The organism is Phenylobacterium sp. (genome assembly GCF_035944335.1).
In the GTDB taxonomy this organism is placed as follows: domain Bacteria; phylum Pseudomonadota; class Alphaproteobacteria; order Caulobacterales; family Caulobacteraceae; genus Phenylobacterium.
Map to the genome: position 1 here is coordinate 1 of NZ_DASZBG010000011.1, position 19,565 is coordinate 19,565.

The following is a 19,565-nucleotide window of genomic DNA, read 5'->3' on the forward strand; positions in this document are numbered from 1 at the left end:
TGGCGCGACACCCTGATCGACGCGGCGATCTTCCGCGAATGGCTGACCGGCGTCGGGCGCAGGACCGCCCACCAGCGGATCGCCCACCTGATCTGCGAGATCCACCTGCGGCTCAAGGCCGTCGGCCTGGCCAACGGCGGCGGCTTCGAGCTGCCGATCACCCAGGCGGAGATCGCCGATGCCCTCGGGCTGTCCTCGGTGCACGTGAACCGGGTGCTGCAGGACCTTCGCCGCGAGGGGCTGATCAAATCCCGGGGGCGGTTCCTGGGCGTCCCGGACTGGCCGGCGCTGGCGCAGGCCGGCGGGTTCGACCCGCGCTATCTTCACCTGGCCTGATGGTGGACCGATGAAGCTGGGTCCGCCCGGCCGCCATGCTGACCCGGCGACGGGACGGCGTTTAACCTAGTTAATTCGGCGCGACGCGGGAGCGTGTTCGAAAGCTGGGTGGTCGGGCGATTCGTCGAATACCTCGAACTCTACGGACCGCTGTCCGATGCGGATCGGGCGGCGGCTGAGGCCCTGCCCGTGGCGCGGCGCCGGTTCGAGGCCGGCGAAGACATCATCGTCGAGGGCGACGCCCCCTTGCAGTGCCGGCTGCTGATCTCCGGCCTGGCGTTCCGGCACAAGACGCTGCGCGACGGGCGCCGGCAGATCATGTCGTTCTATGTGCCCGGCGAGGTCTGCGACATCGAGGGGCTGCTGCTGGCCATGGACCACGGCGTCTCGGCGCTGGGCCGCGCGGAGGTGGGCTTCATTCCGCACGCCGCGATGGAGGCCCTGCTGGACGCCCACCCGGCGATCGCGCGGGCCCTGTGGCGCAGCGAGATGGTGGAGAACGCCGTCGCCCGCGAATGGATGGTCGGCATGGGCCGCCGCACGGCCTATGCGCGGATCGCCCACCTGTTCTGCGAGATGTACGCGCGGCTGAGCGCCGTGGGGCTGGTGGAGAACAACCGCTGCCGCTTCCCCATCACCCAGACGCACCTGAGCGACTCGCTCGGCCTGTCGGTGGTGCACACCAACCGGGTCCTGCAGGCGCTGCGCGGCGACGGATTGCTGTCGTTCCGGGGCGGCGAGCTGATCGTCCACGACTGGCCGGGGCTGCAGGCGGCCGGCGAGTTCGACCCGACCTACCTGCACATGCGCAGCGCGGCGACCTAGCGGCGGCCGGATCCCGCCGCCCAAATGTCGGGTGGGACGGATCAATCCAGCAAGCTTCAGCGTTGTTCATCAAGCTGCGCTGTGTCGGCTCGGCGACACATCCAAATCCAAGGGATCGCGCCATGCCTGCGCCCCTTTCGAAAGCCCTGACGAGCCCGGCCGCGGGCCCGGCGGCCTTGTCATTGGCCGTCGTGCTCGGCATTGCGCTTGCCGTGTCGACCAGCCAGGCGGCGCGCCGGCAATCGCAGTTGAAAGCCCAGGTCGCGGCCCTGGCCGCCCGCAACGAGCAGACCAGCCTCTATTGGCGCGCGCAGGTGTCGAGCTGCCGCGCCCAGGCCGCGGCGCCGGCCCCGACGCCGGGCGCGATCACCCGCGTGGCGGCGAGCGGCGATGCGGTGGCTGCGCAGCTTGCGACCCGGGGGCCTGCCGGCTTCGACGTCTGCGCCCGCATGGAAGCCGCCGACCAGGCGGTGTTGGCCTCGCTGCACGCCAAATGAGCCGGCGGACAGGGATCGAGGTCGCGGTCGGGGCGGTGCTGCTGCTCAGCGCCTGCGCCACCGCGCCGAAGACGCCGGCGCCGGTCCAGGCCCTGGCGGCCGCGCCCGCGCCGCCCGCGGCGGTCCCCCGCGAGGTGGTGGTCAAGGTCCCGGTGAAGACCGCCTGCGTGCCCAAGACCTTGCCGCCGCCGCCGAAATATCCGGACAGCGAGACCGCGCTGCGCGACGCCGGCGGGGCCGCCGACCGCTACCAGTTGCTGGCGGCGGGACGGATCCTGCGCAGTCGCCGCCTGGCCCTGCTGGAGCGGGTTATCGAGGGCTGCCGCTGAGCCCTACTGCCCTTCCGCGGCTGGGGCGCCAGAGGCGTCGCGGGGGCCGGCGCCGGGATCGCGTCCCTGCTTCTCCAGCTCGCGCGCGCCGGCCAGGATGCCGGGCATGGCGTAGTTGCCCTCGTGGCAGGCGTATTCGTAGATCGGGCCCTTGGAGGCGTTCAGCGCCACCTCGCCGGTGAAGGGCGCGGTGTAGACCTCCGGATCGTCCACGGTGAAGCGGTAGAGAATCTGGCGCGGGCCGATGCGGGTGAACCGCTCGACGACCTTGGTGTCGCCGCCGGCCCCGCGGAAGCCCTGCTCGGGCCGCATGTTGGTGGTTTCGACGACCAGGGTGTCGCCCTCCCAGTGGCCGACGCTGTCGCCCATCCATTGCTTCATCTTGGCCGGCAGGTGGCCGGTGTTGAGGCGGATGATGCGGGTGTCGTGCACCATCTCCACGACGATGGTCACCGCGTCCCGGGTCTGGAAGATCTGGTAATTGTTGTTGTAGAGCAGCGGCAGCATCGGCGGGCCGGCGGCCGAGCCGAACGACAGGATGCACCGCTCGCCAAGCGAGCGGGCCTCGGGGCCGTCGAAGGCGCTGCGCTGGAAGCGGGCGGCGAGGCGCTTCTTGCCCTCCGGCGTCAGCGGCGGCAGCTGGCCATTGGCCGGCTCGACGATGATCGAGGTTCGCTTCTGGCCGGCCACGGCCATGACCTCGGTGCCGGGATCGGTCCAGGCGAAGTTGTAGCCGCAATCGCTGCCCTTGAACCCGCGCCCGCAGTCGTAGGGCAGGTCGGTGGTCTTGACCTTGGGATCGGTGGGCTTGTTGGCCTCGGCGATGAACTTGGAGTTCTCCTTCTCCACCGCCTGGGCGTCCGTCGACGGCATGACGAGGTTCGCGCCGTACTTCGGATCGCGCTCGAGCCTGGTCAGGGTGGCGTTGGTCCACACGCCTTCCAGGTCCGGCTGGCCGAAGGCGTTCTTCGGCGCGTGATAGGCCTGGGCCGTCCTGGTCGCCGAAGATTGGGCGACGCCCGGTTGAGCGACGGCGGGGGCGGCGGCGAAGGCGCCGAGCGCGGCGGCCAGCGCCATGAGCGAGATGGCTGTGGACTTCACGGGTTTCCTCCCTGCGCGCGCCGCGCAGACGTTTCTTGGTTATGCGGCGAAGGTTACCGCCCGCGACGGGCCCGTGACAACGCTGCGATGGTTGCGCGCTTGAAACAGGAGCCGGGCAGGGCTAACCGCCCTCCATGAGCGACGCACCGCCCGACCGCCTTTCCGTAGATCCGTCCAGCCCCTTCTATGACGAGGCCGCCCTAGCGCGCGGCGTGGGCATCCGTTTCAAGGGCCAGGAAAAGACCAACGTCGACGAATACTGCGTGTCCGAGGGCTGGGTGCGCGTGGTGGCCGGCGCCGCAAAGGACCGCCGCGGCCAGGCCCTGACCCTGAAGCTGCAGGGGACGGTGGAGCCCTATTTCCGCGACGAGGCCGAGGGCCCCGCCTGAGCGGGCGGCTTGGCTGCGCGAATGCGCCGCAGCCGGTGCGACGAGCCGACATAGGGCCACGAACCGGCGTTCGATGACAAAACGGTGGCGGGTTGGCGCGCATGTCGCGTCGGGCTGGGGACATTGTCGATGAGTGACCTGACCGTCGTGGCCCGCCACGGGCTCTGGATGCTGATGGACGAGGACGACGCGGAGCTGGGGAGCTTCCGGAGCCAGGCGGAGGCCTTGCTGGCGGTCGGCGACTTCGCCGTCGTCGACCTCGAGCCGCGCTACGTCCTGATCCAGGACCCGGCCGGCGACTGGGCCGAGGAAATCATCGAGCCGCCGGAACTACACTGATTTTTCTCTACGCGCAGCCGGACGCAAAAGTGGCCGCCACTTTCGCTGGCTGTCGCTCTGAGCCGAGGCTCAGTTGCGCTGCCCCGGCTTTCGGCGTCAGCTTGGCCGATGAGCGACAAGCCACCCGCCACGCCCGCCGACGGCTGGAAGCATTCCGGCGTCAAGGTGATCCCCGGCGACCAGCTGGACGACAACACCGCCCAGACGCCGGGCATGCATCGCGCCACGGCGATCGACCGGGCGCGGGCCGGCGCCCAGAAGCTGTGGGCCGGGACGGTGCACATCCATGCCAACGCCAAGACCGGCGCCCACCACCACGGACCGCTGGAAAGTGTGATCTATGTGGTCAGCGGCCGGGCCCGGATGCGCTGGGGCGAGCGGCTGGAGTTCACCGCCGAGGCCGGGCCCGGTGACTTCATCCATGTGCCGCCCTACGTCCCGCACCAGGAGATCAACGCCTCGAGCGAGGAGCCGCTGAGCTGCGTGCTGGTGCGCTCCGATTCAGACGCGGTGGTGGTCAACCTCGACATCGAGCCCGCGGAGAAACCCGAGGGCGTCGCCTGGATCGACCCGATCCACCGCCACCCCTAGGCCGCATCGACCAGAACCACCTCGGCGTCTTCCAGGGCGCGGACGGACAGGCCCGTCTCGCCGGTTATGGCCGCGCCGTCGCGGGCGTCCAGGCGGACGCCGTTGACCTCCACGGCGCCGGCCGCCGGCACCAGATAGGCGTGGCGATCGGGGCTCAGCGGATAGTCGAGCGTCTCCCCGGCTCTGATGGTCGCCCCGAGCACGCGGGCGTCGGTGCGGATCGGCAGGGCGTCGTCGTCGCCCGGGCGGCCGGAGGCCAGCGTCACGAAGCGGCCCGCGCGATCGTCCTTGGGGAAGGGTTTGGCGCCCCAGGTGGGCGCCCCGCCGGTCGTCGACGGCTCGATCCAGATCTGGAAGATCCGGGTCTCGTCGGGTTCGAGGTTGTACTCGGCGTGGCGGATGCCGGAGCCGGCGCTCATAACCTGGACGTCGCCGGCCTCGGTGCGGCCCTTGTTGCCCAGGCTGTCCTGGTGGGTGATCGCGCCGGCCCGGACATAGGTGATGATCTCCATGTCGGCGTGAGGGTGCGGCGGGAAACCGGACTGGGCGGCGATCTGGTCGTCGTTCCAGACGCGCAAAGACCCCCAGCCCATGCGCTTGGGATCATGGTAGCCCGCGAACGAGAAATGGTGCTTGGCCTTGAGCCACCCGTGGTCGGCGCCGCCCAGGCCCGCGAAGGGTCGTTTGTCGATCATAGGTATCTCCTCGGCCATGAAGATAGGCGCGGCGGAACCGCGGCACAGCCAGGCGGTCGGGAAGAGACTGTTTCCGTCCGGGAAAGAACCCGGCCGGCCGGACACAAAATGGGTCAAGATGCGACATCCGGTAGCGGATGGCCGGAACACCCGCTCTTGTTGCATTAACCCTGGGCCGGTACTCCACGCTCCATTGAGTGGGGCAGTATGAAATACGAAGTCATCCAGGCGGCGGGCGAGTGGATCGTGCAGAGCGATGGCGCCGAGCTGGCGCGTTTCGCCGAGCAGGATCAGGCGCTCGAACATGTGGCCGCGCGCCTGCGCGACGTCGAGCCGGGGCCCGACGCGGTGTCGCTGCGCGTCCGCTACGAGGCGCGCGACTAGACCCATCAAGAGCGTTGGCGGCCAGGCGCCGCCGCCGAAATCCGAAATCTCGGTGGGAGGTTAGACCCGCATCTCGAAGTAGGCGACGCCGCTACCGGCGGAGTGGCCAAGCATCGTGATGCGGAAGGTCTCGCCGGTCTCCAGCGTAAGTTCGCCATCGCCGTCGCGGAACGCCTGTTCGGCGACCTCCGGGGCCGCCATCAGCGAGCCGCGCAGGCGCGCGGGCCCCGGGCGCAGGCTCGACGGCTCCCCGAGGATCTCGTAGTCGACCGATCCTTTGTAGCCGCGACAGCGTAGCTGACCGGCGCCCAAGTGGGCGGGAAGTTGCTTTCGGACGCGCGCCATCCGGTGTCCTTGCCGTTGTGGGTGTGGCTCAAGAACGGCTGAGCCGCAGGTTCGATCCAAAAAGACCAGCAAATGGGGCGACTTAGTCCGGAGCGCCGCCGCGGCGCAGGCGCAGGATGCAGGTGGGACCCTCCCAGACCTCGACGGCGTGGCAGCGGGTCAGGTGCTCGGTGGCGAGCGCTCGCAGCTCGTGCCGCTGGTGCGGCTGCAGCCGCTCCGCGAACGCCGGCTCCCCGGCCTCGTTCAGGCCGTACAGCAGCAATTCCAAGTGCGCATCCCCCCGTCGCAACCGCAAGTAAGCGCGTCCACGGGACCCCGTCTGCCTAAATTCCGACATAGCGAGGCAAGGGACCGCCGCCCGCGGAACAGTCAAATGAGGTGGTCGGGAAGCGAAGACCGACGGTCTGCGTTGTGTAGGCCTATGCCCTGGGACAACCACTTCCTGAATAGCCTCGATCCCAAGGACATGGCGCGGCTTGAACCGGGCCTGAGCGAGGTCGGGATGGAGCGCAACCAGCTGCTCGACGAGGCGGGGCGGCCGGTGAGTTTCGTCTATCTGCCGCGCGACTGCATCCTCTCGGTTCTCACCGTGATGGAGGACGGCGGCCTCGTGGAGAGCCGCACCATCGGCCGCGAAGGCGGGTACGGCCTGTTGCACGCCATCGGTTCGCCGATCAGCTACGAGCGGACCATCTGCCAGGTCGGCGGCCGGGCCTGGCGAGCCACCCTGCCGGCGCTGCGCGAGGCGGCGGACGCCAGCGCGGCGCTGCGCGAGGCGATCGTGCGCCACGCCCAGGCCTCGCTGCTGCAGGCCGCCCAATCCACCGCCTGCAACAGCCTGCACCGGGCCGAGCAGCGGCTTTGCCGGTGGCTGCTGCTAACCCAGGATCGCCTGGGCGGAGATATATTGCCGCTCACCCAGGAGCACCTGGCGATCATGCTGGGCGTGCAGCGCACCACAGTGACCGCGGTCGCCTCGCAGCTGCAGGCGCGCGGGCTGATCGCCTATTCGCGCGGCAGGATCCGGGTGCTCGACCGCCCCGCCCTCGAGCATTGCGCCTGCGAGTGCTACGCCGCCATCCAGCGCGGGGTGGCGATGATGCTGAGCGACCGCCTGCGCCATTGACCTAACGGAGGCCTTGAACCGGGCCAAGTCTGAGCGCCTCATTTGACAAGCGCCGGCGTTCAGTCCGGCGATCTGGGAGGATGCAGGTGGCAGGCGGCACATCCGGGGCGACGGAGCGCATCTCCCTGTGGCGGGCGATCCTGTTCGGCCTGGCGGGGCTGCCGGTGGCGGCCGCCGGGACGGCGTTCCTGATCTTCCTGCCGCCGCACCTGACCAGCCAGCTTGGCGTGCCGCTGGCGGTGGTCGGGGGATCCTGGGCGCTGGTTCGGGTGATCGACATCGTGGTCGACCCGCTGCTGGGCATATTGATGGACAGCACGCGCACCCCGTTCGGCCGCTACCGGCCGTGGATGGTGGCCGCCGCGCCGATCTTCATGCTGGGCCTGTGGATGCTGTTCTTCGCGCCGGTGGGCATCACCCAGGTCTATCTCGTGGGCTGGCTGCTGGTGCTCTATGTGGCGCTGTCGATCCTGTCGCTGGCGCACCCGGCGTGGGGCGCATCGCTGGCGCGCGGCTACGACGAGCGGTCGCGAATCTACGGCATCATGGCGGCGGTGGCGATCGCCTCGATCGTCTCGGTGCTGGTGATCCCGGTGGTCGCGGGCCTGATGGGCGCCGACCTGAGCGCGGTGCACGCCATGGGCTGGTACCTGGTGATCGCCACGCCCCTGAGCATCGGGGTGACGGTTCTGGCGACGCCGGAGACGGTCAATCCCAACCACCGGCGCGAGCCCATGCGGCTGGCCGACTTCCCCTCGATCCTGAAGAAGACGGACCTGCTTCGGCTCTATGCGGCGCAATTCGCCATGACGCTGGGTCCCGGCTGGATGAGCTCGCTCTTCATCTTCTTCACCAAGGACTACATGCACTTCACCACGGCCCAGGCCTCGGAGCTGCTGGTCCTCTATATCGCCGCCGGGCTGGGGGGCGCGCCCGCGACAGCCAAGCTCGCCCAAAGGATCGGCAAGCACCGGACGATCATGGTGGTGGCGGCGGCCTATTCCCTGGGCCTGCTCACGGTGCTGCTGCCGCCCAAGGGGGTGGTGCTGGCCACGGCGCCGGTGATGCTGTGGTGCGGCTTCTTCGGCGCGGGCTTCGACATGACCATCCGCTCGATGCTGGCCGACGTCTCCGACGAGGTGCGGCTGGAGGAGGGCAAGGAGCGTACGAGCCTGATCTACGCGCTCTATACGCTGGCCGCGAAGCTCGCCAACGCCTTCGCCATCGGCCTGACCTTCCCGCTGCTGCAGCGGCTGGGCTACCAGCCGAAGCTGGGCCTGGCCAATTCGCCCGAGGCGATCCGCAGCCTGGGGCTGACCTTCGTCTCCGGGCCGATCGCCTTCGTGGTGCTGGGGGCGGCCTGCATGATTGGCTGGCGGCTCACCGCCGACCGACACGCGGAGATCCGTCTGGCCCTGGAGACGCGCGACGCGGAGGCGGCGCTGGGCATCGACGGCGAGCACATCGCCGATGCGGCCGCCGCGGCCGAGGCCGCCGCCGGGGCCTAGGGCCAAGGGACTAGGCGCGGCGCGGCGGATTCGGCATAGCTCGGCCGATGTCCAATCCGCCATTCTTCACCCTCGACGGGGACCGTTACGTCCCCACCCCATCCGCTCGCGGCCCGTGGAACCCGAACTCCCTGCACGGCCGGGTGATCGCGGGCCTGCTGGGCGCCGAGATCGAGCGCCGGCACGGCGACCCGGATTTCATCCCCGCGCGACTGACCGTCGACATGTACCGCCTGCCGGACCTTTCGCCGGTCGAGGTGGTGACGCGGGTGGTGCGCGAGGGCTACCGGATCAAGGTCATCGACGCGGAGTTCATCTCCGCCGGCGTAAGCGCCGGGCGCGCGACCTGCCAGCTGCTGCGCAAGACCGAGCGGCCGGAGGGGACGGTGTGGAAGCCGCCGTCCTGGGAGGTCCCGAAGCCGGAGGACATCGCCCCGCCCCCGCCGCGCGACAACCTGATGGCCGGCATGTGGGCCACGCGGCCGATCACCGGCGGCTTCGGGACCGTGGGCCAGAAGCGCATGTGGATGAGCGAGGTGCGCGAACTGGTCGAGGGCCGGCCGCTGACGCCGTTCGTGCGGGTGGCGGTGGCTGCGGACTTCGCGAGCCCGGCGTCCAACGCCGGCGATGCGGGGCTGAAGTACATCAACTCCGACGTGACGGTGTACCTGCACCGCGAGCCCGTGGGTGAGTGGGTGGGCTTCGAGGTCACCGACCACGGCGATACCGCGGGCGTGGCGTTCGGCCAGTGCCGGCTCTACGACATCGAGGGCCCGATCGGATCGGCGAGCTGCTGCGCCCTGGCGCAGAAGCGGCAGGCGTAGCTTTGCTTCCCCGCTGCGCAGGGCGGGTAGTTACCGGCTGGCCGTCTGAACGCGCTGCGCCTTGCCGCCGGGGGCGGAGGCGATGAGCTTGAGGATGGCGTCGGTGACATGCGGCTCGAGGCCCTCGGTGTGGCCCTTGTCGAGGCGCACCACGTCGGCGACGAGCCGGCCGCCCTTGCAGTTCGGATAGACGAAGACGTGCGCCTTGCCGGGCCGCGCCTTCATCCCCCAGACCGGATAGCCCTGGCGGGCGTAGTCCCAGACGTAGCCCGGCCGGTCGTCGACGACCTCGGTCTTCTCGACGCGGGCGGCGCAGCCGAAGCGCTCGGCCAGGGGCGAGGTGGCGGGCAGGGAGACGATCTCATGCTCGCCGGTCTCGAAGATGTGGCTGAATTCGCAGGCCGGCGTGGCGTTGGGGTTCATGGCCGCCGGCATCTGGCGCGGCGGAGGCGGCGAGCCATCGGGCATCGGCGGGCCGAAGCGCGGGTTGATCTCGGCGCGGCCGACGCGGCCGCCGGACAGCGACAGCAGGCCGTCCACCTTGTCCTTGAAATAGTCGGAACAGACGATCCGGTGAGAGGTCGCCCCGCCCTGGCTGTGACCGACCAGCCAGAACGACTTGATGTTGCGCCGGCCGAAGGCGTCGAACACCAGATCGGTGATGTTCTGCAGATGGGCGTCGTCGGCGTCGGGGACCCAGACGCGCACGCCGGGCTGGCCGGCCACGCGGACCGGCGAGGTGGCGGCGGTGGGCGTGGCCACCACCAGGCGGTACTTCTCCTTGTAGTCCATGGCCGGGAAGTAGTGGCGCTGCCAGTTCCCGATGGAGCCCGCGCCATGGATGTTGAGCAGGAAGATGACCTTTTCGCCGGGCTTCAGGTCGCAGGGATAGTCGAGGAAGAACTTGCGGCCGGTCTTGGGATCGGTGGCGTTGCCCAGGTTGGCGAGCGAGCCGTCGGTGGCGCAGGCGTCGCCGTTGCAGTGGGCGGGCGGCGGGCTGGCGCAGGCGACGCCCAGGACGTCCTTGGCGTGGGCGGCGCTGAAGCTGGCCAGCGCGGCGAGCGCGGCGGCGGCGGCGAGCAGGGGTCTGAAGGTCATGGCGGTCTCTCCCGATCGTTTCTTGTCGTGGATCAGCGGCGAATGGCCATGGGCGGCCCGGAGGCGAGGACCTTGCGGACCTCGGACAGCGGATCGTCGACCACGCGGCTCTTGACGTTGAAGTCCATCACCGGCCGCGTCTGGGCGTTGAACGCGGGCCAGTGCGGGATGCCCGGATGGTCGGGCTTGCCGGTGCGGGCGAAGGCGACCCAGGCGCCGCCGATCTGCTCGGCCATGTGCCGCGGCTCAGGGCCCGGGCCGACATAGGCGCGGACCTTGTCGAAGGACCACAGCATGAAGGGGATCTCGATGGTGTGCGGGCTCTTGAAGATCGCCCCGCCGGCCGGGGTCTCCCAGCTGACCATGTAGACATAGGCCGGCGCGCGGCCTTGCGCGGCCTTGCGTTCGGCGAGCGTCTCGGAGCCGCCGAGGCCGAGGCCCGTCGAGGTCATCTGCACCCACAGATAGGTCGGCGAATAGTGCGGATAGGCGCGGCGGAGCGCGGCCAGCAACTGCTGGCCCTTCTCGCCGAACGGCTTGATCCGCGCCTGCAGGTCGGCCTCGGTCATGGTCCCGAACCAGGGCTCGCCGGCGGTGAAGATGGTCATTTCGTCCTTGGCCCAGCCCACCAGGATCGGCACGTCGGCCGAGACCGCAGGCGCGTCCGGCGTGAACGGATCGCGCGGGATCACCGAGCCGTCGACGATCGGGCCGGAGCCCGGGCCGGCGAAGCCGCCGCCGAGCTTGCCCACCGCCTCGAGGAACATCGGGGCGGGGACCGCCTCCAGCGCGGCGCGGTCGCCGGGCTTCACGCCGAGCGCATCCAGCAGCTTCTTCGCGCCCGCCGCGGCGGGTCCCGGACGGCCGAGCGCCAGGCCCGGGCCGCTCTGGATGGCGGCCTTGTGGAACAGGCCCTTGGCCGAGGGCATGGCCAGCAGGGTCGAGACCTTCGCCCCGCCGCCCGACTGGCCCATGATCATGACGTTGTCGGGGTCGCCGCCGAACGCCTCGATGTTGTCGTGGATCCAGCGCAGGGCCAGCACCAGGTCCTGCATGCCGACCGTGCCGGAGGTCGCGTAGTCGGGGCCCATGGCCTCGGCGAGGTTGAGGTAGCCGAAGACGTTCAGCCGGTGGTTCAGGCTGACGGCCACCACGTCGTAGCGGCGCGCCAGGCCGTCGCACTGGTAGATCGGCTGGGAGCCCGAGCCATAGGCGAAGCCGCCGCCATGGATCCAGACCATCACCGGGCGCTTCTTGCGGTCGGGCGAGGGGGTCCAGACGTTCAGATAGAGGCAGTCCTCGTTCATCACCTTCAGTTCGGAGGGCGTGTTGAACACCCGGTGCATCTGGAAGCTGAAGTCATTGTTCGCGACGACGCTGGTGCCGCCGGCGAGTTGCATGGCGGGCGCGCCGAAGTCCGAGGCGTCATAGGTGTCGGTCCACGGCGCCGGCGGTTGCGGCGGCATGAAACGCAGCTTGCCGATCGGCGGGGCGCCGTAGGGCAGGCCCTTGAAGCTGTGCACCCGGTCCTCGATGAGGCCCTGCACGGGTCCGGAGCGGGTCTTGACGACCGGCGTCGGGATCGGCGCGCCGGGGCCGGTCTCGGCCTGGCCGGGCGCGCTGCGCCGGGCAGCGCGAGGCTTGCCGGCTGAGGTCTTCGCGGCGGCCTTGGCGCTTGCGGCGGACAGCACGGCGGCTCCCGCGGTCAGGGCCATCACCTCACGCCGATTGGGCTTTCCTTGGTCCATGATCGTCCTCCCCAGTCCCTAGTGTCTGCTGGCCGGCCATTTCGGCGGCGCTCTTCCAGTCCGGCAGCCGCTCGAGCGCGCTGATGGCGGCTTCGATGGCGTGGCGCTGAGCCTCGTCCAGCCGGTCCAGCCGCACCGCCAGGCGATTGCGGCGCTCGCGGGCGATGCGGACCATCACCGAGAGGCCGGCCCGCGTGACGCTGAGGCCGACGCGGCGGCGGTCGGTGCGCGGGCCAGCGTCGCGCTCCACCAGGCCCGCGGCCTCCAGGCGCTTGATCCGTTCGCTCATCACCGAGCGCCCAACCTCGGACATGGCGGCGAGCTCGGTGACGCCGCAGCCCGGCCGGCGGCGCAGGTCGAACAGCACCGCGGCGTCGGCGCCGGTGACGCCGAGTTCGGCGAACTCCAGGCGCAGCTCACGGTTCAGCCGGAAGACCAGCCGCTGCAGGCGGCCCGCGAGGTCGGTCTTGGCGAAGAAGCTGGCCACCGTCCGGCCCTGACGATTGTTCGGGAACCGAACAATTCCGCCCAAGCTGAGCCGTTGTCAACGAACCCGGTTCAGGCCTGCGGCCCGCCCATGACCCTGCGGCGCGCCCGACCGGCGACAGTGGCGGAGTCGGCGCCGCGGATGGCGACGATCAGCGCGACAAGCCCGTCGAAGAGGACACCCATCAGGATGACCGTGCCGATGAACCGCCACATGTCGCCCAGCACGAACTTCAAGATGTCGAGCATTGCCGCCTCCCCAACTCAGGCCCGAGGGTCCGTCCAGTCGGGGCCGGGGTCAAGCCGGCCGCTCAGACGGCGCGTGCGCATCGACGCCATCGGTGATGCGCCGCGGCACCAGCAACAGGATCGGCAGGATCAGGGCATAGACGCCGATGGTCGCCCAGATCGCCACCGTGAAGCCGCCGTGGTGGTCGTAGAGGTCGCCGCCCCACAGGTCGCCCAGCCGGTAGGAGATCCAGTAGCAGGACCACAGGAGCATCATCATGGTGCCCTCCAGCCCCTTGGGGCAGGCGCGCATGGCGAGGTCCATGAAGGCCACCTGGCCGATGCCGCCGAGGATGCCCATGGGCAGGCCGGCCCACACCGCGAGGCCGGGGTCCTTGATGAACAGCAGCGGCGCCATCTGCGGCACGGCGAGGATCGCGCCCACCCACATCAGGACGGTGAGGCTGAACCGCTGGGCAAGGAAGCCGTAGAGCACATAGACCGGGATGAAGCCCCCGTAGAACACCGCGAAGAAGGCGCCCACCTGGGCGTCGGTGGCGTGCAGGTCGCCCGACAGATGGTACTGCAGCGCCGAGCCGGCGGCCGGACCGAACTGCCACATGAGCTGGATCACGAGCGCCGGATAGACCGGCCAGCTGCGGGCCAGGCGCGCAAGGTCGGCGACCGGGGTGCGGGTCTGGGGCTCGCTGCGGCCTTCCTCGAACATCCACCTGGGCGCGACGGCCCCGAAGGCGGCGATGGCGATCATCAGGGCCGCCCCTGTCAGGAACAGGGTGCGCGCGGCATGACTGGCGTCGCCGCGTTCCAGCGCGCTGCTCAGCACGCCGCCCAGCAGGAAGGCGGTCGCGGTGGGAAGCGCGCTCGCCAGATTCATGGCGGTCGACATCTGGCCGGTCATGGCGTGGCGGCGGCCGATGGTGCTGGCGAGCCCGTTGGCCGCGCCATAGACGAACTGGATGGCGGCAGTGACCAGCAGCCCGCCCACCAGCAACACCGGATAGGTGGGCGGCAGGATCGCGAGGCCCAGATAGAGCGCCGCGGTGATCAGGCCGAACACCATGAGGTGGCCGCGGTCGCCGAGGCCGAACGGGCTCCAGCGGTCGCGGATGAAGCCGAAGACGAAGCCAAGGTAGAGCGGGATCGAGGTGATCAGGGCGAACATCGCGGTCTGCGAGGCGGTCATGTGCAGGCGGTTCTTGAAGAAGAACAGCAGCGGCACGGCGATCAGCGGCAGGTAGGGGGCGGCGAAGTTGAACAGGGTCAAGGGGACGCCGGAGAAGCCCAGCAGCACCAGCCGTTCGCCGGCCGGCAGGGGCTGCGCGTCCGCCAGCACCGGCGGCGCCTCGACCTGAGCTGTCATCCACGATCCCCCATGGCAGGCGGCAGGTTAGGCGGAGGCGGCGCGGAGCGGAAGGGGCCGGGATCCGAGGCGGGATGGGGTGGGGAACCCGTCCCTAGCCGCGTCCTCCGACGACTGGCGAGGGATGCGCGCGCAGACGCCACGCGATCAGGGACGGGCCCCCATACATGATGACGGTGTCACGGGAACGCCACCTCACCTGCAATGTTCAGCGGCCGCCGCGGGCCACCGATGGCCCCCAACTGCGGTGAATCCGCGAGCGTGCCGTCATCCCAGCAAGGGCCCAGGGGAAACAGGGGCTTAGGGGGTTTGCGATGCGGGTTTCGGCGCTGGTCTGCGCACGCAACGAAGAGGCGCGGCTGAGCGAGTGCCTGCGCAGCCTGGCGGGCTGCGACGAGCTGATCGTCGTGGCCGACCGCTGCCACGACCGCACCGCCGAGATCGCGCGGTCGTCGGGCGCCGTGGTCATCGAGGGCATCTTCCCGCTGGAGAACCAGCGCAAGGAGGCAGGCCTCGCCGCCTGCTCCGGCGACTGGGTGATAGAGGTGGACGCCGACGAGCGCCTGGATGGGGAGTTCCTGGCCGAGGTGCGGGCGGCCGTCGCCGCGGCGAACGGCGACTGGTTCCAGGCGCCCATCGACAACTACGTTGGCGGACGGCTGGTGCGACGTGGCTGGGGCGGGGCCTTCGGCACCAGCTCGGCGGCAAGGCTCTATCGCAACGGCGTCAAGCGCTGGAAGGCCGAACGGGTGCACCCCGGCGTGAGCTTCGACGGGCGCTTCGCCGGCACGCTGACGACCCCCATCCGCCACGACGTCGACGAGGACATCGGCGACATGGTCGACCGGCTGAACCGTTACACCGCCCTGCGCGCGGCGGACCTGGCTGACCGGGGCGATCCGGGACGGCTGTGGGACAATGTGTTCCGCGGCTTCCGGCGGTTTTGGAAGTGCTACGTGGGCCGCCAGGGCCGCACGGAGGGCGACCTGGGCTTCCTGATCGCGCTGATGGCCGGGCTCTATCCGGTGCTGTCGCACCTGCGCGCCAAGGAACTGCTGGACGCGCGGCGGCGGCGCGCGGCGGAGACGCCGCGGGCCGAGAGCCTGCTGCACACCGCGAGCTGAGCGCGTGGCGATCCAACGCCTTCTGCTGGAGCTGGAGCTGCGCCGCTGGGCCCAGGCGGGCCGGCGTGCGCGGCTGTGGTGGCGCGACGACGACGCCCGCGCGCCGAGCCGGGCGCTGCGCCGCCTGCTGGCCCTGGCGGATGCCCATTCGGCGCCGCTGACGCTGGCGGTGATCCCGGATTCCCAACCGCAGCGGCTGGCCCCGCTGCTGGCCGGCCGGGCCGATGTGCGGGTGATCCAGCATGGCGTGACCCACTGCAGCCATCGCGACGGGCCCGCAGCCGGTGAGTTCGCGACGGAGGCGACGCGCGAAGACATCATCCACGCCTTGCGCGCGGGCTGGGCGGCGCTGCGCGGGCTCCCGGGCCTGTTCCCGGCCTTCGCGCCGCCCTGGAACGACATCCACCCGGCCCTGCCGGCGGCGCTCAGATCCTGCGGTTTCGTCGGCCTGTCGGGGTGGGGCGAGCTCAGCCCCGCGGCGCGGCCGTTCCGGATCGACACCCATATCGACCTGATGCGCTGGCGCGACGGCCCGCGGTTCCGCGGCCGGGGCCGGTTCCAGGCCGACCTCAGGGCCGCGCTCGCCCTGCGCCGGCGCGAGGGCCGCTGGGATGCGCCGATCGGGCTCTTGACCCATCACCTGGCGCAGGACGAGGCGGCGTGGGCCTTTCTGGCGCAATTCCTGGCCTGGAGCCGCGCCCGGGCGGCGTTCGAATGGACCGGGATCGACGCCCTGGTGGCCGGCGAGCTGCTGACGGCCTGACGTAGCCGCACGGGCGCAGGGGAGACAAGGCGCAGAGGCCTGTGTCATCTTCCGCCCAAAGGACCGGGACAGGTCCTCGGGAGGCTTTGCGACGATGCGTATCCTGAAGTGGCTGGGCGCCGCGGCGGCGACCCTGATGCTGGCGACCGCGCCTGTGGCGCTGGCCAATCCGAAGAACGCGCTGGACGCCTATGTGGCCAAGCCCGATCCGAGCTTCGGCTGGAAGGTGGCGGGCCAGGTGTCCGGCCCCGGCTATCACGGCGCGGTGCTGGAGCTGACCTCCCAGACCTGGCTGACGCCCAAGCAGGTGGACCACACGGTCTGGAAGCACTGGCTGACGGTGATCGTGCCCGACAAGGTCGAACACCGGACCGGCTTCCTGTTCATCACCGGCGGCAAGAATGACGACCCGGCGCCGGGCAAGGCGACGGACCGCTTCGCCAAGATGGCGGTGGAGACCAACTCCGTGGTCTCCGAGCTGGACGATGTGCCCAACCAGCCGCTGCGTTTCAGCGAGGATCCGAAGCCGCGCGTCGAGGACGAGATCATCGCCTACCAGCAGGCGAAGTTCGCCAAGGACCGCAATCCGATGGACTTGCTGCGCCTGCCGATGGTGAAGAGCGGCACGGCGGCGATGACGGCGGTGCAGCAGTACCTGGCGAGCGACGCCGGGGGGAAGATTACGCTCGACCACTTCGTGGTCTCCGGCGGCTCCAAGCGGGCCTGGACCACCTGGCTGGTGGGGGCGCTGGACAGGCGCGTCGTGGCCATCATCCCGATCGTCATCAACGTGCTGGATGTGGACGCCACGGCCAAGCACCACTGGGAGGCGATGGGCTACTTCTCGCCGGCCCTGAAGGACTATGTGGAGAACGGCCTGATCCCGAACATGATCGGCAAGCCGGGGCTGGCGGCGGTCAACACCATCGAGGACCCGCTGAACTACCGCGACCGGCCGTCGATGAAGATGCCCAAGTACGTGATCAACGCGGTGGGCGATGAGTACTTCCCGCCGGACAACACCAAGTTCGGCTACCACCTGCTGCCGCAGGTGAAGCGCCTGCGGATGATCCCCAACTCCAAGCACTCGACCGCCGGCACCGACATCAACGAGAGCATGACGGCCTTCTACGCCGCGGTGCTGAACCACACACCGATCCCGAACTATTCGTGGTCCATCGGCAAGGACGGAGCGATCGTGCTGCATTCGTCGGTCAAGCCGATGGAGGTCTATCTCTGGCAGGGGACAGATCCGAAGGCCCGCGACTTCCGCGTCGACACCATCGGCAAGGCGTTCACCTCGACCACGCTGGCCCCGCAGCCGGACGGGACCTTCCGCGGCAACGTGCCAAAGCCGAAGGAAGGCTTCACCGCCTACTTCCTGGAGGTGCTCTATCCGAGCGGGACCAAATACCCGTTCAAGTTCACCACCGAGGTCTATGTGAAGCCCGACGTCTATCCCTACAGATGGAAGGACGCCCGCCCGATCATCGCGCCGGACGCCAAGTGGAAGCCGGCGGCCGAGGCGCTGAATTCCCGCTGAGTCGGCGGGCTAGCCTCGGCGCGGGCGCGCTGCTCTAAACGCGGGATGTTCGAATCCATCGCCCGTCCGGAGGTGCTGTCGCTTCGCGCCTCGAAGATCCGCGAGATCGCCAACGCCGGCATGGGCCGCCAGGACATCCTGGCCTTCTGGGTCGGCGAGTCCGACCAGCCGACGCCGGCCTTCATCCGCGAGGCGACGGCCCAGGCGCTGCTGGACGGCCAGACCTATTACACGCCGAACCTCGGGCGGGCCGACCTGCGCGAGGCGCTTTCGGCCTATCTGACGACGCTGCACGGGCGGGCGATCGGGACCGAGCGGCTGGTGATCGCCAATTCCGGGGTCAACGCCCTGATGCTGGTGTCGCAGGCGGTGATCTCGCCGGGCGACAAGGTGGTGGTGACAGCTCCCATCTGGCCCAATGTGGTGGAGATCCCGCGCATCCTGTCGGCGCGCATGACCACCGTGGCGCTGGAGCGGGCGCAGGGCCGCTGGCGGCTCGACCTCGACCGGCTGATGGACGCCCTGACGCCGGACACGAAGGCGCTGTTCCTCAACTCGCCGAACAATCCGACCGGCTGGACCCTGCCGGCGCAGGACCGCGCGGCGATCCTGGAGCGCTGCCGCAAGTACGGCATCTGGCTGATCGCCGACGACGTCTATGAGCGGCTGATCTTCGGGGAGGGGACCTCTGCCCCGTCGTTCCTGCCGCTTGCCGACGAGGGCGAGCGGGTGATCAGCACCAACACCTTCTCCAAGGCTTGGCGGATGACCGGCTGGCGGCTGGGCTGGATGGTGCTGCCGCCGAGCCTGGTCGAGGCCATGGGGGTGGTGGTGGAGTACAACACCTCCTGCGCGCCGGACTTCATCCAGACCGGCGCCGTCGCCGCCTTGAGCCGGGGCGAGGAAAGCGTCGCGGCGCTCAGGGCCGAGCTCCGGGCCTCGCGCGACCAGGTGCTGGGCGCGCTGCGCGATATGCCCGGCGTCGAGGCCCCGGAGCCGGAGGGCGGCATGTACGCCTTCTTCCGCATCGAGGGCTGCACGGACTCGCTGGCGCTCGCCAGGCAGCTGATCGCCGGCGTGGCCCTGGGCCTGGCGCCCGGCGCGGCGTTCGGCGACGAGGGCGAGGGCTGGCTGCGCTGGTGCTTCGCCCACCGCCCGGAGAAGAACGCCGCGGGCCTGGAGCGGCTGGCGGGGTTCCTCAAGAGATAGGGTTTCGAGGCCAGCGCTTCTGGGTGGCCGGGACAAGCCCGGCCATGACGCTAGTTGTTATTTAGGAGCGTCGGCCGGGGCCGGATCGGCCAGCTTTTGAGCCGGCGGGGCGTCGTCCTCGGCGTTGACCTTGAAGGCCGGCCCCATGAGGCGGGCGCGGGCGGCCAGCTGGTCGGCGGTGGCCGGGCAACGGGCCGGCAGCGTCCAGCTCATCCACTCCTGGGCGAGCCGCGCTTTGGTGACCTGGGGGCCGCCGTTCCAGACCGCGTGGCCCTTGGCGACGGCGCTGGCCCCGAGGGTGTTGATCGGCTGCAGGCTGGCCCTCTCTGCGGCGGTCATGGCGGCCTGGAAGCGCTTCAGGTCAACGCGCGCCTGTTGCTGCAGCTCGTCATAGACCTTGAGGTCGTCCTCCAGCTTGCGGCCCGGCGGCCGGAAGGCGGTCTCGATGCGGGTGACCTCGGGCATCACCGTGTCGTGCAGGTCGACGTAGCCGCGCAGGGCGCCATAGCACCACGCGACCAACTGGTAGTCGTCGCGCGGCGCGCCGGCCGGCCATGAGGCTTCGGGCGCGGTTGGCGGCGGGACCTCAGCGGCGGCCGCGGCCGGGGTCGCCGGGGCTTCGGCCGCGGCAGGCTGGCCTTGGAAGAACAGGGCAAGGACGAGGGCAAGCGACATGCGGAATAGGACCTCTGGAAC

At 70.2% G+C, this 19,565-nt stretch carries 25 protein-coding genes; 15 read left to right on the forward strand and 10 right to left on the reverse strand.

Going from position 1 to position 19,565, the window contains the following annotated elements; all coding sequences use genetic code 11:
- From VGT80_RS02405 to VGT80_RS02420, 4 genes are all read left to right on the forward strand, one after another.
- Positions 1 to 336 (forward strand): Crp/Fnr family transcriptional regulator (locus tag VGT80_RS02405; protein WP_327452575.1); only part of this gene is annotated, 336 nt, incomplete at its 5' end.
- A gap of 93 nt (positions 337 to 429) precedes the next feature.
- Entirely contained in the window at positions 430 to 1,161 is a 732-nt protein-coding gene (locus VGT80_RS02410; protein ID WP_327452577.1) for a Crp/Fnr family transcriptional regulator, read from the forward strand.
- 122 nt (positions 1,162 to 1,283) lie between these two features.
- Positions 1,284 to 1,658, forward strand: a complete 375-nt coding sequence (locus VGT80_RS02415) for a hypothetical protein (protein WP_327452579.1) — start codon at positions 1,284 to 1,286, stop codon at positions 1,656 to 1,658.
- Positions 1,655 to 1,987 (forward strand): hypothetical protein, encoded by a 333-nt coding sequence (locus VGT80_RS02420; RefSeq protein WP_327452581.1) that lies wholly within the window; start codon positions 1,655 to 1,657, stop codon positions 1,985 to 1,987. The genes VGT80_RS02415 and VGT80_RS02420 overlap by 4 nt, the downstream gene beginning before the upstream one ends.
- A 3-nt stretch (positions 1,988 to 1,990) precedes the next feature.
- Here VGT80_RS02420 and VGT80_RS02425 read toward each other — a convergent pair whose 3' ends face one another.
- Entirely contained in the window at positions 1,991 to 3,088 is a 1,098-nt protein-coding gene (locus VGT80_RS02425) for a hypothetical protein (protein ID WP_327452583.1), read from the reverse strand.
- A gap of 134 nt (positions 3,089 to 3,222) precedes the next feature.
- Between VGT80_RS02425 and VGT80_RS02430 the strand changes: the two genes are divergently transcribed.
- From VGT80_RS02430 to VGT80_RS02440, 3 genes are all read left to right on the forward strand, one after another.
- Positions 3,223 to 3,477 (forward strand): DUF3297 family protein, encoded by a 255-nt coding sequence (locus tag VGT80_RS02430; RefSeq protein WP_327452585.1) that lies wholly within the window; start codon positions 3,223 to 3,225, stop codon positions 3,475 to 3,477.
- Positions 3,478 to 3,606: 129 nt separating this feature from the next.
- Entirely contained in the window at positions 3,607 to 3,816 is a 210-nt protein-coding gene (locus tag VGT80_RS02435; RefSeq protein ID WP_327452587.1) for a hypothetical protein, read from the forward strand.
- A 108-nt stretch (positions 3,817 to 3,924) separates the two neighbouring features.
- Positions 3,925 to 4,407: a cupin domain-containing protein gene (locus tag VGT80_RS02440; protein ID WP_327452589.1), complete on the forward strand. Its 483-nt coding sequence runs from the start codon at positions 3,925 to 3,927 to the stop codon at positions 4,405 to 4,407.
- Here the strand turns inward: VGT80_RS02440 and VGT80_RS02445 are convergent.
- On the reverse strand, positions 4,404 to 5,102 hold the full coding sequence (locus VGT80_RS02445) for a pirin family protein (protein WP_327452591.1): 699 nt from the start codon (positions 5,100 to 5,102) through the stop codon (positions 4,404 to 4,406). The genes VGT80_RS02440 and VGT80_RS02445 overlap by 4 nt on opposite strands.
- A 207-nt stretch (positions 5,103 to 5,309) precedes the next feature.
- On the opposite strand from VGT80_RS02445, the gene VGT80_RS02450 reads away from it, so the two are divergent.
- The gene (locus tag VGT80_RS02450) at positions 5,310 to 5,486 is read left to right on the forward strand and encodes a hypothetical protein (RefSeq protein WP_327452593.1); all 177 of its coding nucleotides are present in this window, start codon (positions 5,310 to 5,312) and stop codon (positions 5,484 to 5,486) included.
- A 60-nt stretch (positions 5,487 to 5,546) separates the two neighbouring features.
- Here the strand turns inward: VGT80_RS02450 and VGT80_RS02455 are convergent, their stop codons facing one another.
- The gene (locus tag VGT80_RS02455; protein ID WP_327452595.1) at positions 5,547 to 5,831 is read right to left on the reverse strand and encodes a hypothetical protein; all 285 of its coding nucleotides are present in this window, start codon (positions 5,829 to 5,831) and stop codon (positions 5,547 to 5,549) included.
- 82 nt (positions 5,832 to 5,913) lie between these two features.
- Positions 5,914 to 6,099, reverse strand: a complete 186-nt coding sequence (locus VGT80_RS02460) for a hypothetical protein (RefSeq protein ID WP_327452597.1) — start codon at positions 6,097 to 6,099, stop codon at positions 5,914 to 5,916.
- 153 nt (positions 6,100 to 6,252) lie between these two features.
- On the opposite strand from VGT80_RS02460, the gene VGT80_RS02465 reads away from it, so the two are divergent.
- From VGT80_RS02465 to VGT80_RS02475, 3 genes are all read left to right on the forward strand, one after another.
- Positions 6,253 to 6,957, forward strand: coding sequence for a Crp/Fnr family transcriptional regulator (locus VGT80_RS02465; protein ID WP_327452599.1), 705 nt, complete (start codon positions 6,253 to 6,255; stop codon positions 6,955 to 6,957).
- A gap of 86 nt (positions 6,958 to 7,043) precedes the next feature.
- Positions 7,044 to 8,465 carry an MFS transporter gene (locus tag VGT80_RS02470; RefSeq protein WP_327452601.1) on the forward strand — a complete coding sequence of 474 codons (1,422 nt, stop codon included), beginning with the start codon at positions 7,044 to 7,046 and terminating at the stop codon, positions 8,463 to 8,465.
- A 47-nt stretch (positions 8,466 to 8,512) separates the two neighbouring features.
- Positions 8,513 to 9,289: an acyl-CoA thioesterase domain-containing protein gene (locus VGT80_RS02475; protein ID WP_327452603.1), complete on the forward strand. Its 777-nt coding sequence runs from the start codon at positions 8,513 to 8,515 to the stop codon at positions 9,287 to 9,289.
- A 30-nt stretch (positions 9,290 to 9,319) separates the two neighbouring features.
- Here VGT80_RS02475 and VGT80_RS02480 read toward each other — a convergent pair whose 3' ends face one another.
- From VGT80_RS02480 to VGT80_RS02500, 5 genes are all read right to left on the reverse strand, one after another.
- Positions 9,320 to 10,387: a hypothetical protein gene (locus VGT80_RS02480; protein ID WP_327452605.1), complete on the reverse strand. Its 1,068-nt coding sequence runs from the start codon at positions 10,385 to 10,387 to the stop codon at positions 9,320 to 9,322.
- Between the two features lie 32 nt (positions 10,388 to 10,419).
- On the reverse strand, positions 10,420 to 12,135 hold the full coding sequence (locus VGT80_RS02485; protein ID WP_327452606.1) for a carboxylesterase/lipase family protein: 1,716 nt from the start codon (positions 12,133 to 12,135) through the stop codon (positions 10,420 to 10,422).
- Entirely contained in the window at positions 12,107 to 12,622 is a 516-nt protein-coding gene (locus VGT80_RS02490; RefSeq protein WP_327452607.1) for a MarR family winged helix-turn-helix transcriptional regulator, read from the reverse strand. The genes VGT80_RS02485 and VGT80_RS02490 overlap by 29 nt, the downstream gene beginning before the upstream one ends.
- 71 nt (positions 12,623 to 12,693) lie before the next feature.
- On the reverse strand, positions 12,694 to 12,870 hold the full coding sequence (locus tag VGT80_RS02495; RefSeq protein WP_327452608.1) for a hypothetical protein: 177 nt from the start codon (positions 12,868 to 12,870) through the stop codon (positions 12,694 to 12,696).
- A 49-nt stretch (positions 12,871 to 12,919) separates the two neighbouring features.
- Positions 12,920 to 14,230 carry an MFS transporter gene (locus VGT80_RS02500; RefSeq protein WP_327452609.1) on the reverse strand — a complete coding sequence of 437 codons (1,311 nt, stop codon included), beginning with the start codon at positions 14,228 to 14,230 and terminating at the stop codon, positions 12,920 to 12,922.
- A gap of 314 nt (positions 14,231 to 14,544) precedes the next feature.
- On the opposite strand from VGT80_RS02500, the gene VGT80_RS02505 reads away from it, so the two are divergent.
- The 4 genes from VGT80_RS02505 (at position 14,545) to VGT80_RS02520 (ending at position 18,869) form a co-directional block, all read left to right on the forward strand.
- Positions 14,545 to 15,354, forward strand: coding sequence for a glycosyltransferase family 2 protein (locus tag VGT80_RS02505; RefSeq protein WP_327452610.1), 810 nt, complete (start codon positions 14,545 to 14,547; stop codon positions 15,352 to 15,354).
- A 4-nt stretch (positions 15,355 to 15,358) separates the two neighbouring features.
- A complete protein-coding gene (locus VGT80_RS02510; protein ID WP_327452611.1) occupies positions 15,359 to 16,117 on the forward strand; it encodes a polysaccharide deacetylase in 759 nt (252 codons plus the stop codon).
- A 94-nt stretch (positions 16,118 to 16,211) separates the two neighbouring features.
- Entirely contained in the window at positions 16,212 to 17,660 is a 1,449-nt protein-coding gene (locus VGT80_RS02515; protein WP_327452612.1) for a PhoPQ-activated protein PqaA family protein, read from the forward strand.
- 45 nt (positions 17,661 to 17,705) lie between these two features.
- Positions 17,706 to 18,869, forward strand: a complete 1,164-nt coding sequence (locus VGT80_RS02520) for a pyridoxal phosphate-dependent aminotransferase (protein WP_327452613.1) — start codon at positions 17,706 to 17,708, stop codon at positions 18,867 to 18,869.
- Between the two features lie 57 nt (positions 18,870 to 18,926).
- Here VGT80_RS02520 and VGT80_RS02525 read toward each other — a convergent pair whose 3' ends face one another.
- Positions 18,927 to 19,544 (reverse strand): hypothetical protein, encoded by a 618-nt coding sequence (locus VGT80_RS02525; protein WP_327452614.1) that lies wholly within the window; start codon positions 19,542 to 19,544, stop codon positions 18,927 to 18,929.
- Positions 19,545 to 19,565: the final 21 nt, after the last annotated feature.

Coding starts and splice junctions, on each gene's coding strand:
- VGT80_RS02420 (WP_327452581.1), top strand. CDS start 1,655: ATGAGCCGGCGGACAGGGATCGAGGTCGCGGTCGGGGCGGTGCTGCTG.
- VGT80_RS02435 (WP_327452587.1), top strand. CDS start 3,607: ATGAGTGACCTGACCGTCGTGGCCCGCCACGGGCTCTGGATGCTGATG.
- VGT80_RS02505 (WP_327452610.1), top strand. CDS start 14,545: ATGCGGGTTTCGGCGCTGGTCTGCGCACGCAACGAAGAGGCGCGGCTG.
- VGT80_RS02465 (WP_327452599.1), top strand. CDS start 6,253: ATGCCCTGGGACAACCACTTCCTGAATAGCCTCGATCCCAAGGACATG.
- VGT80_RS02450 (WP_327452593.1), top strand. CDS start 5,310: ATGAAATACGAAGTCATCCAGGCGGCGGGCGAGTGGATCGTGCAGAGC.
- VGT80_RS02500 (WP_327452609.1), bottom strand. CDS start 14,230: ATGACAGCTCAGGTCGAGGCGCCGCCGGTGCTGGCGGACGCGCAGCCC.
- VGT80_RS02485 (WP_327452606.1), bottom strand. CDS start 12,135: ATGGACCAAGGAAAGCCCAATCGGCGTGAGGTGATGGCCCTGACCGCG.
- VGT80_RS02515 (WP_327452612.1), top strand. CDS start 16,212: ATGCGTATCCTGAAGTGGCTGGGCGCCGCGGCGGCGACCCTGATGCTG.
- VGT80_RS02480 (WP_327452605.1), bottom strand. CDS start 10,387: ATGACCTTCAGACCCCTGCTCGCCGCCGCCGCCGCGCTCGCCGCGCTG.
- VGT80_RS02440 (WP_327452589.1), top strand. CDS start 3,925: ATGAGCGACAAGCCACCCGCCACGCCCGCCGACGGCTGGAAGCATTCC.
- VGT80_RS02525 (WP_327452614.1), bottom strand. CDS start 19,544: ATGTCGCTTGCCCTCGTCCTTGCCCTGTTCTTCCAAGGCCAGCCTGCC.
- VGT80_RS02475 (WP_327452603.1), top strand. CDS start 8,513: ATGTCCAATCCGCCATTCTTCACCCTCGACGGGGACCGTTACGTCCCC.
- VGT80_RS02455 (WP_327452595.1), bottom strand. CDS start 5,831: ATGGCGCGCGTCCGAAAGCAACTTCCCGCCCACTTGGGCGCCGGTCAG.
- VGT80_RS02430 (WP_327452585.1), top strand. CDS start 3,223: ATGAGCGACGCACCGCCCGACCGCCTTTCCGTAGATCCGTCCAGCCCC.
- VGT80_RS02520 (WP_327452613.1), top strand. CDS start 17,706: ATGTTCGAATCCATCGCCCGTCCGGAGGTGCTGTCGCTTCGCGCCTCG.
- VGT80_RS02445 (WP_327452591.1), bottom strand. CDS start 5,102: ATGATCGACAAACGACCCTTCGCGGGCCTGGGCGGCGCCGACCACGGG.
- VGT80_RS02495 (WP_327452608.1), bottom strand. CDS start 12,870: ATGCTCGACATCTTGAAGTTCGTGCTGGGCGACATGTGGCGGTTCATC.
- VGT80_RS02415 (WP_327452579.1), top strand. CDS start 1,284: ATGCCTGCGCCCCTTTCGAAAGCCCTGACGAGCCCGGCCGCGGGCCCG.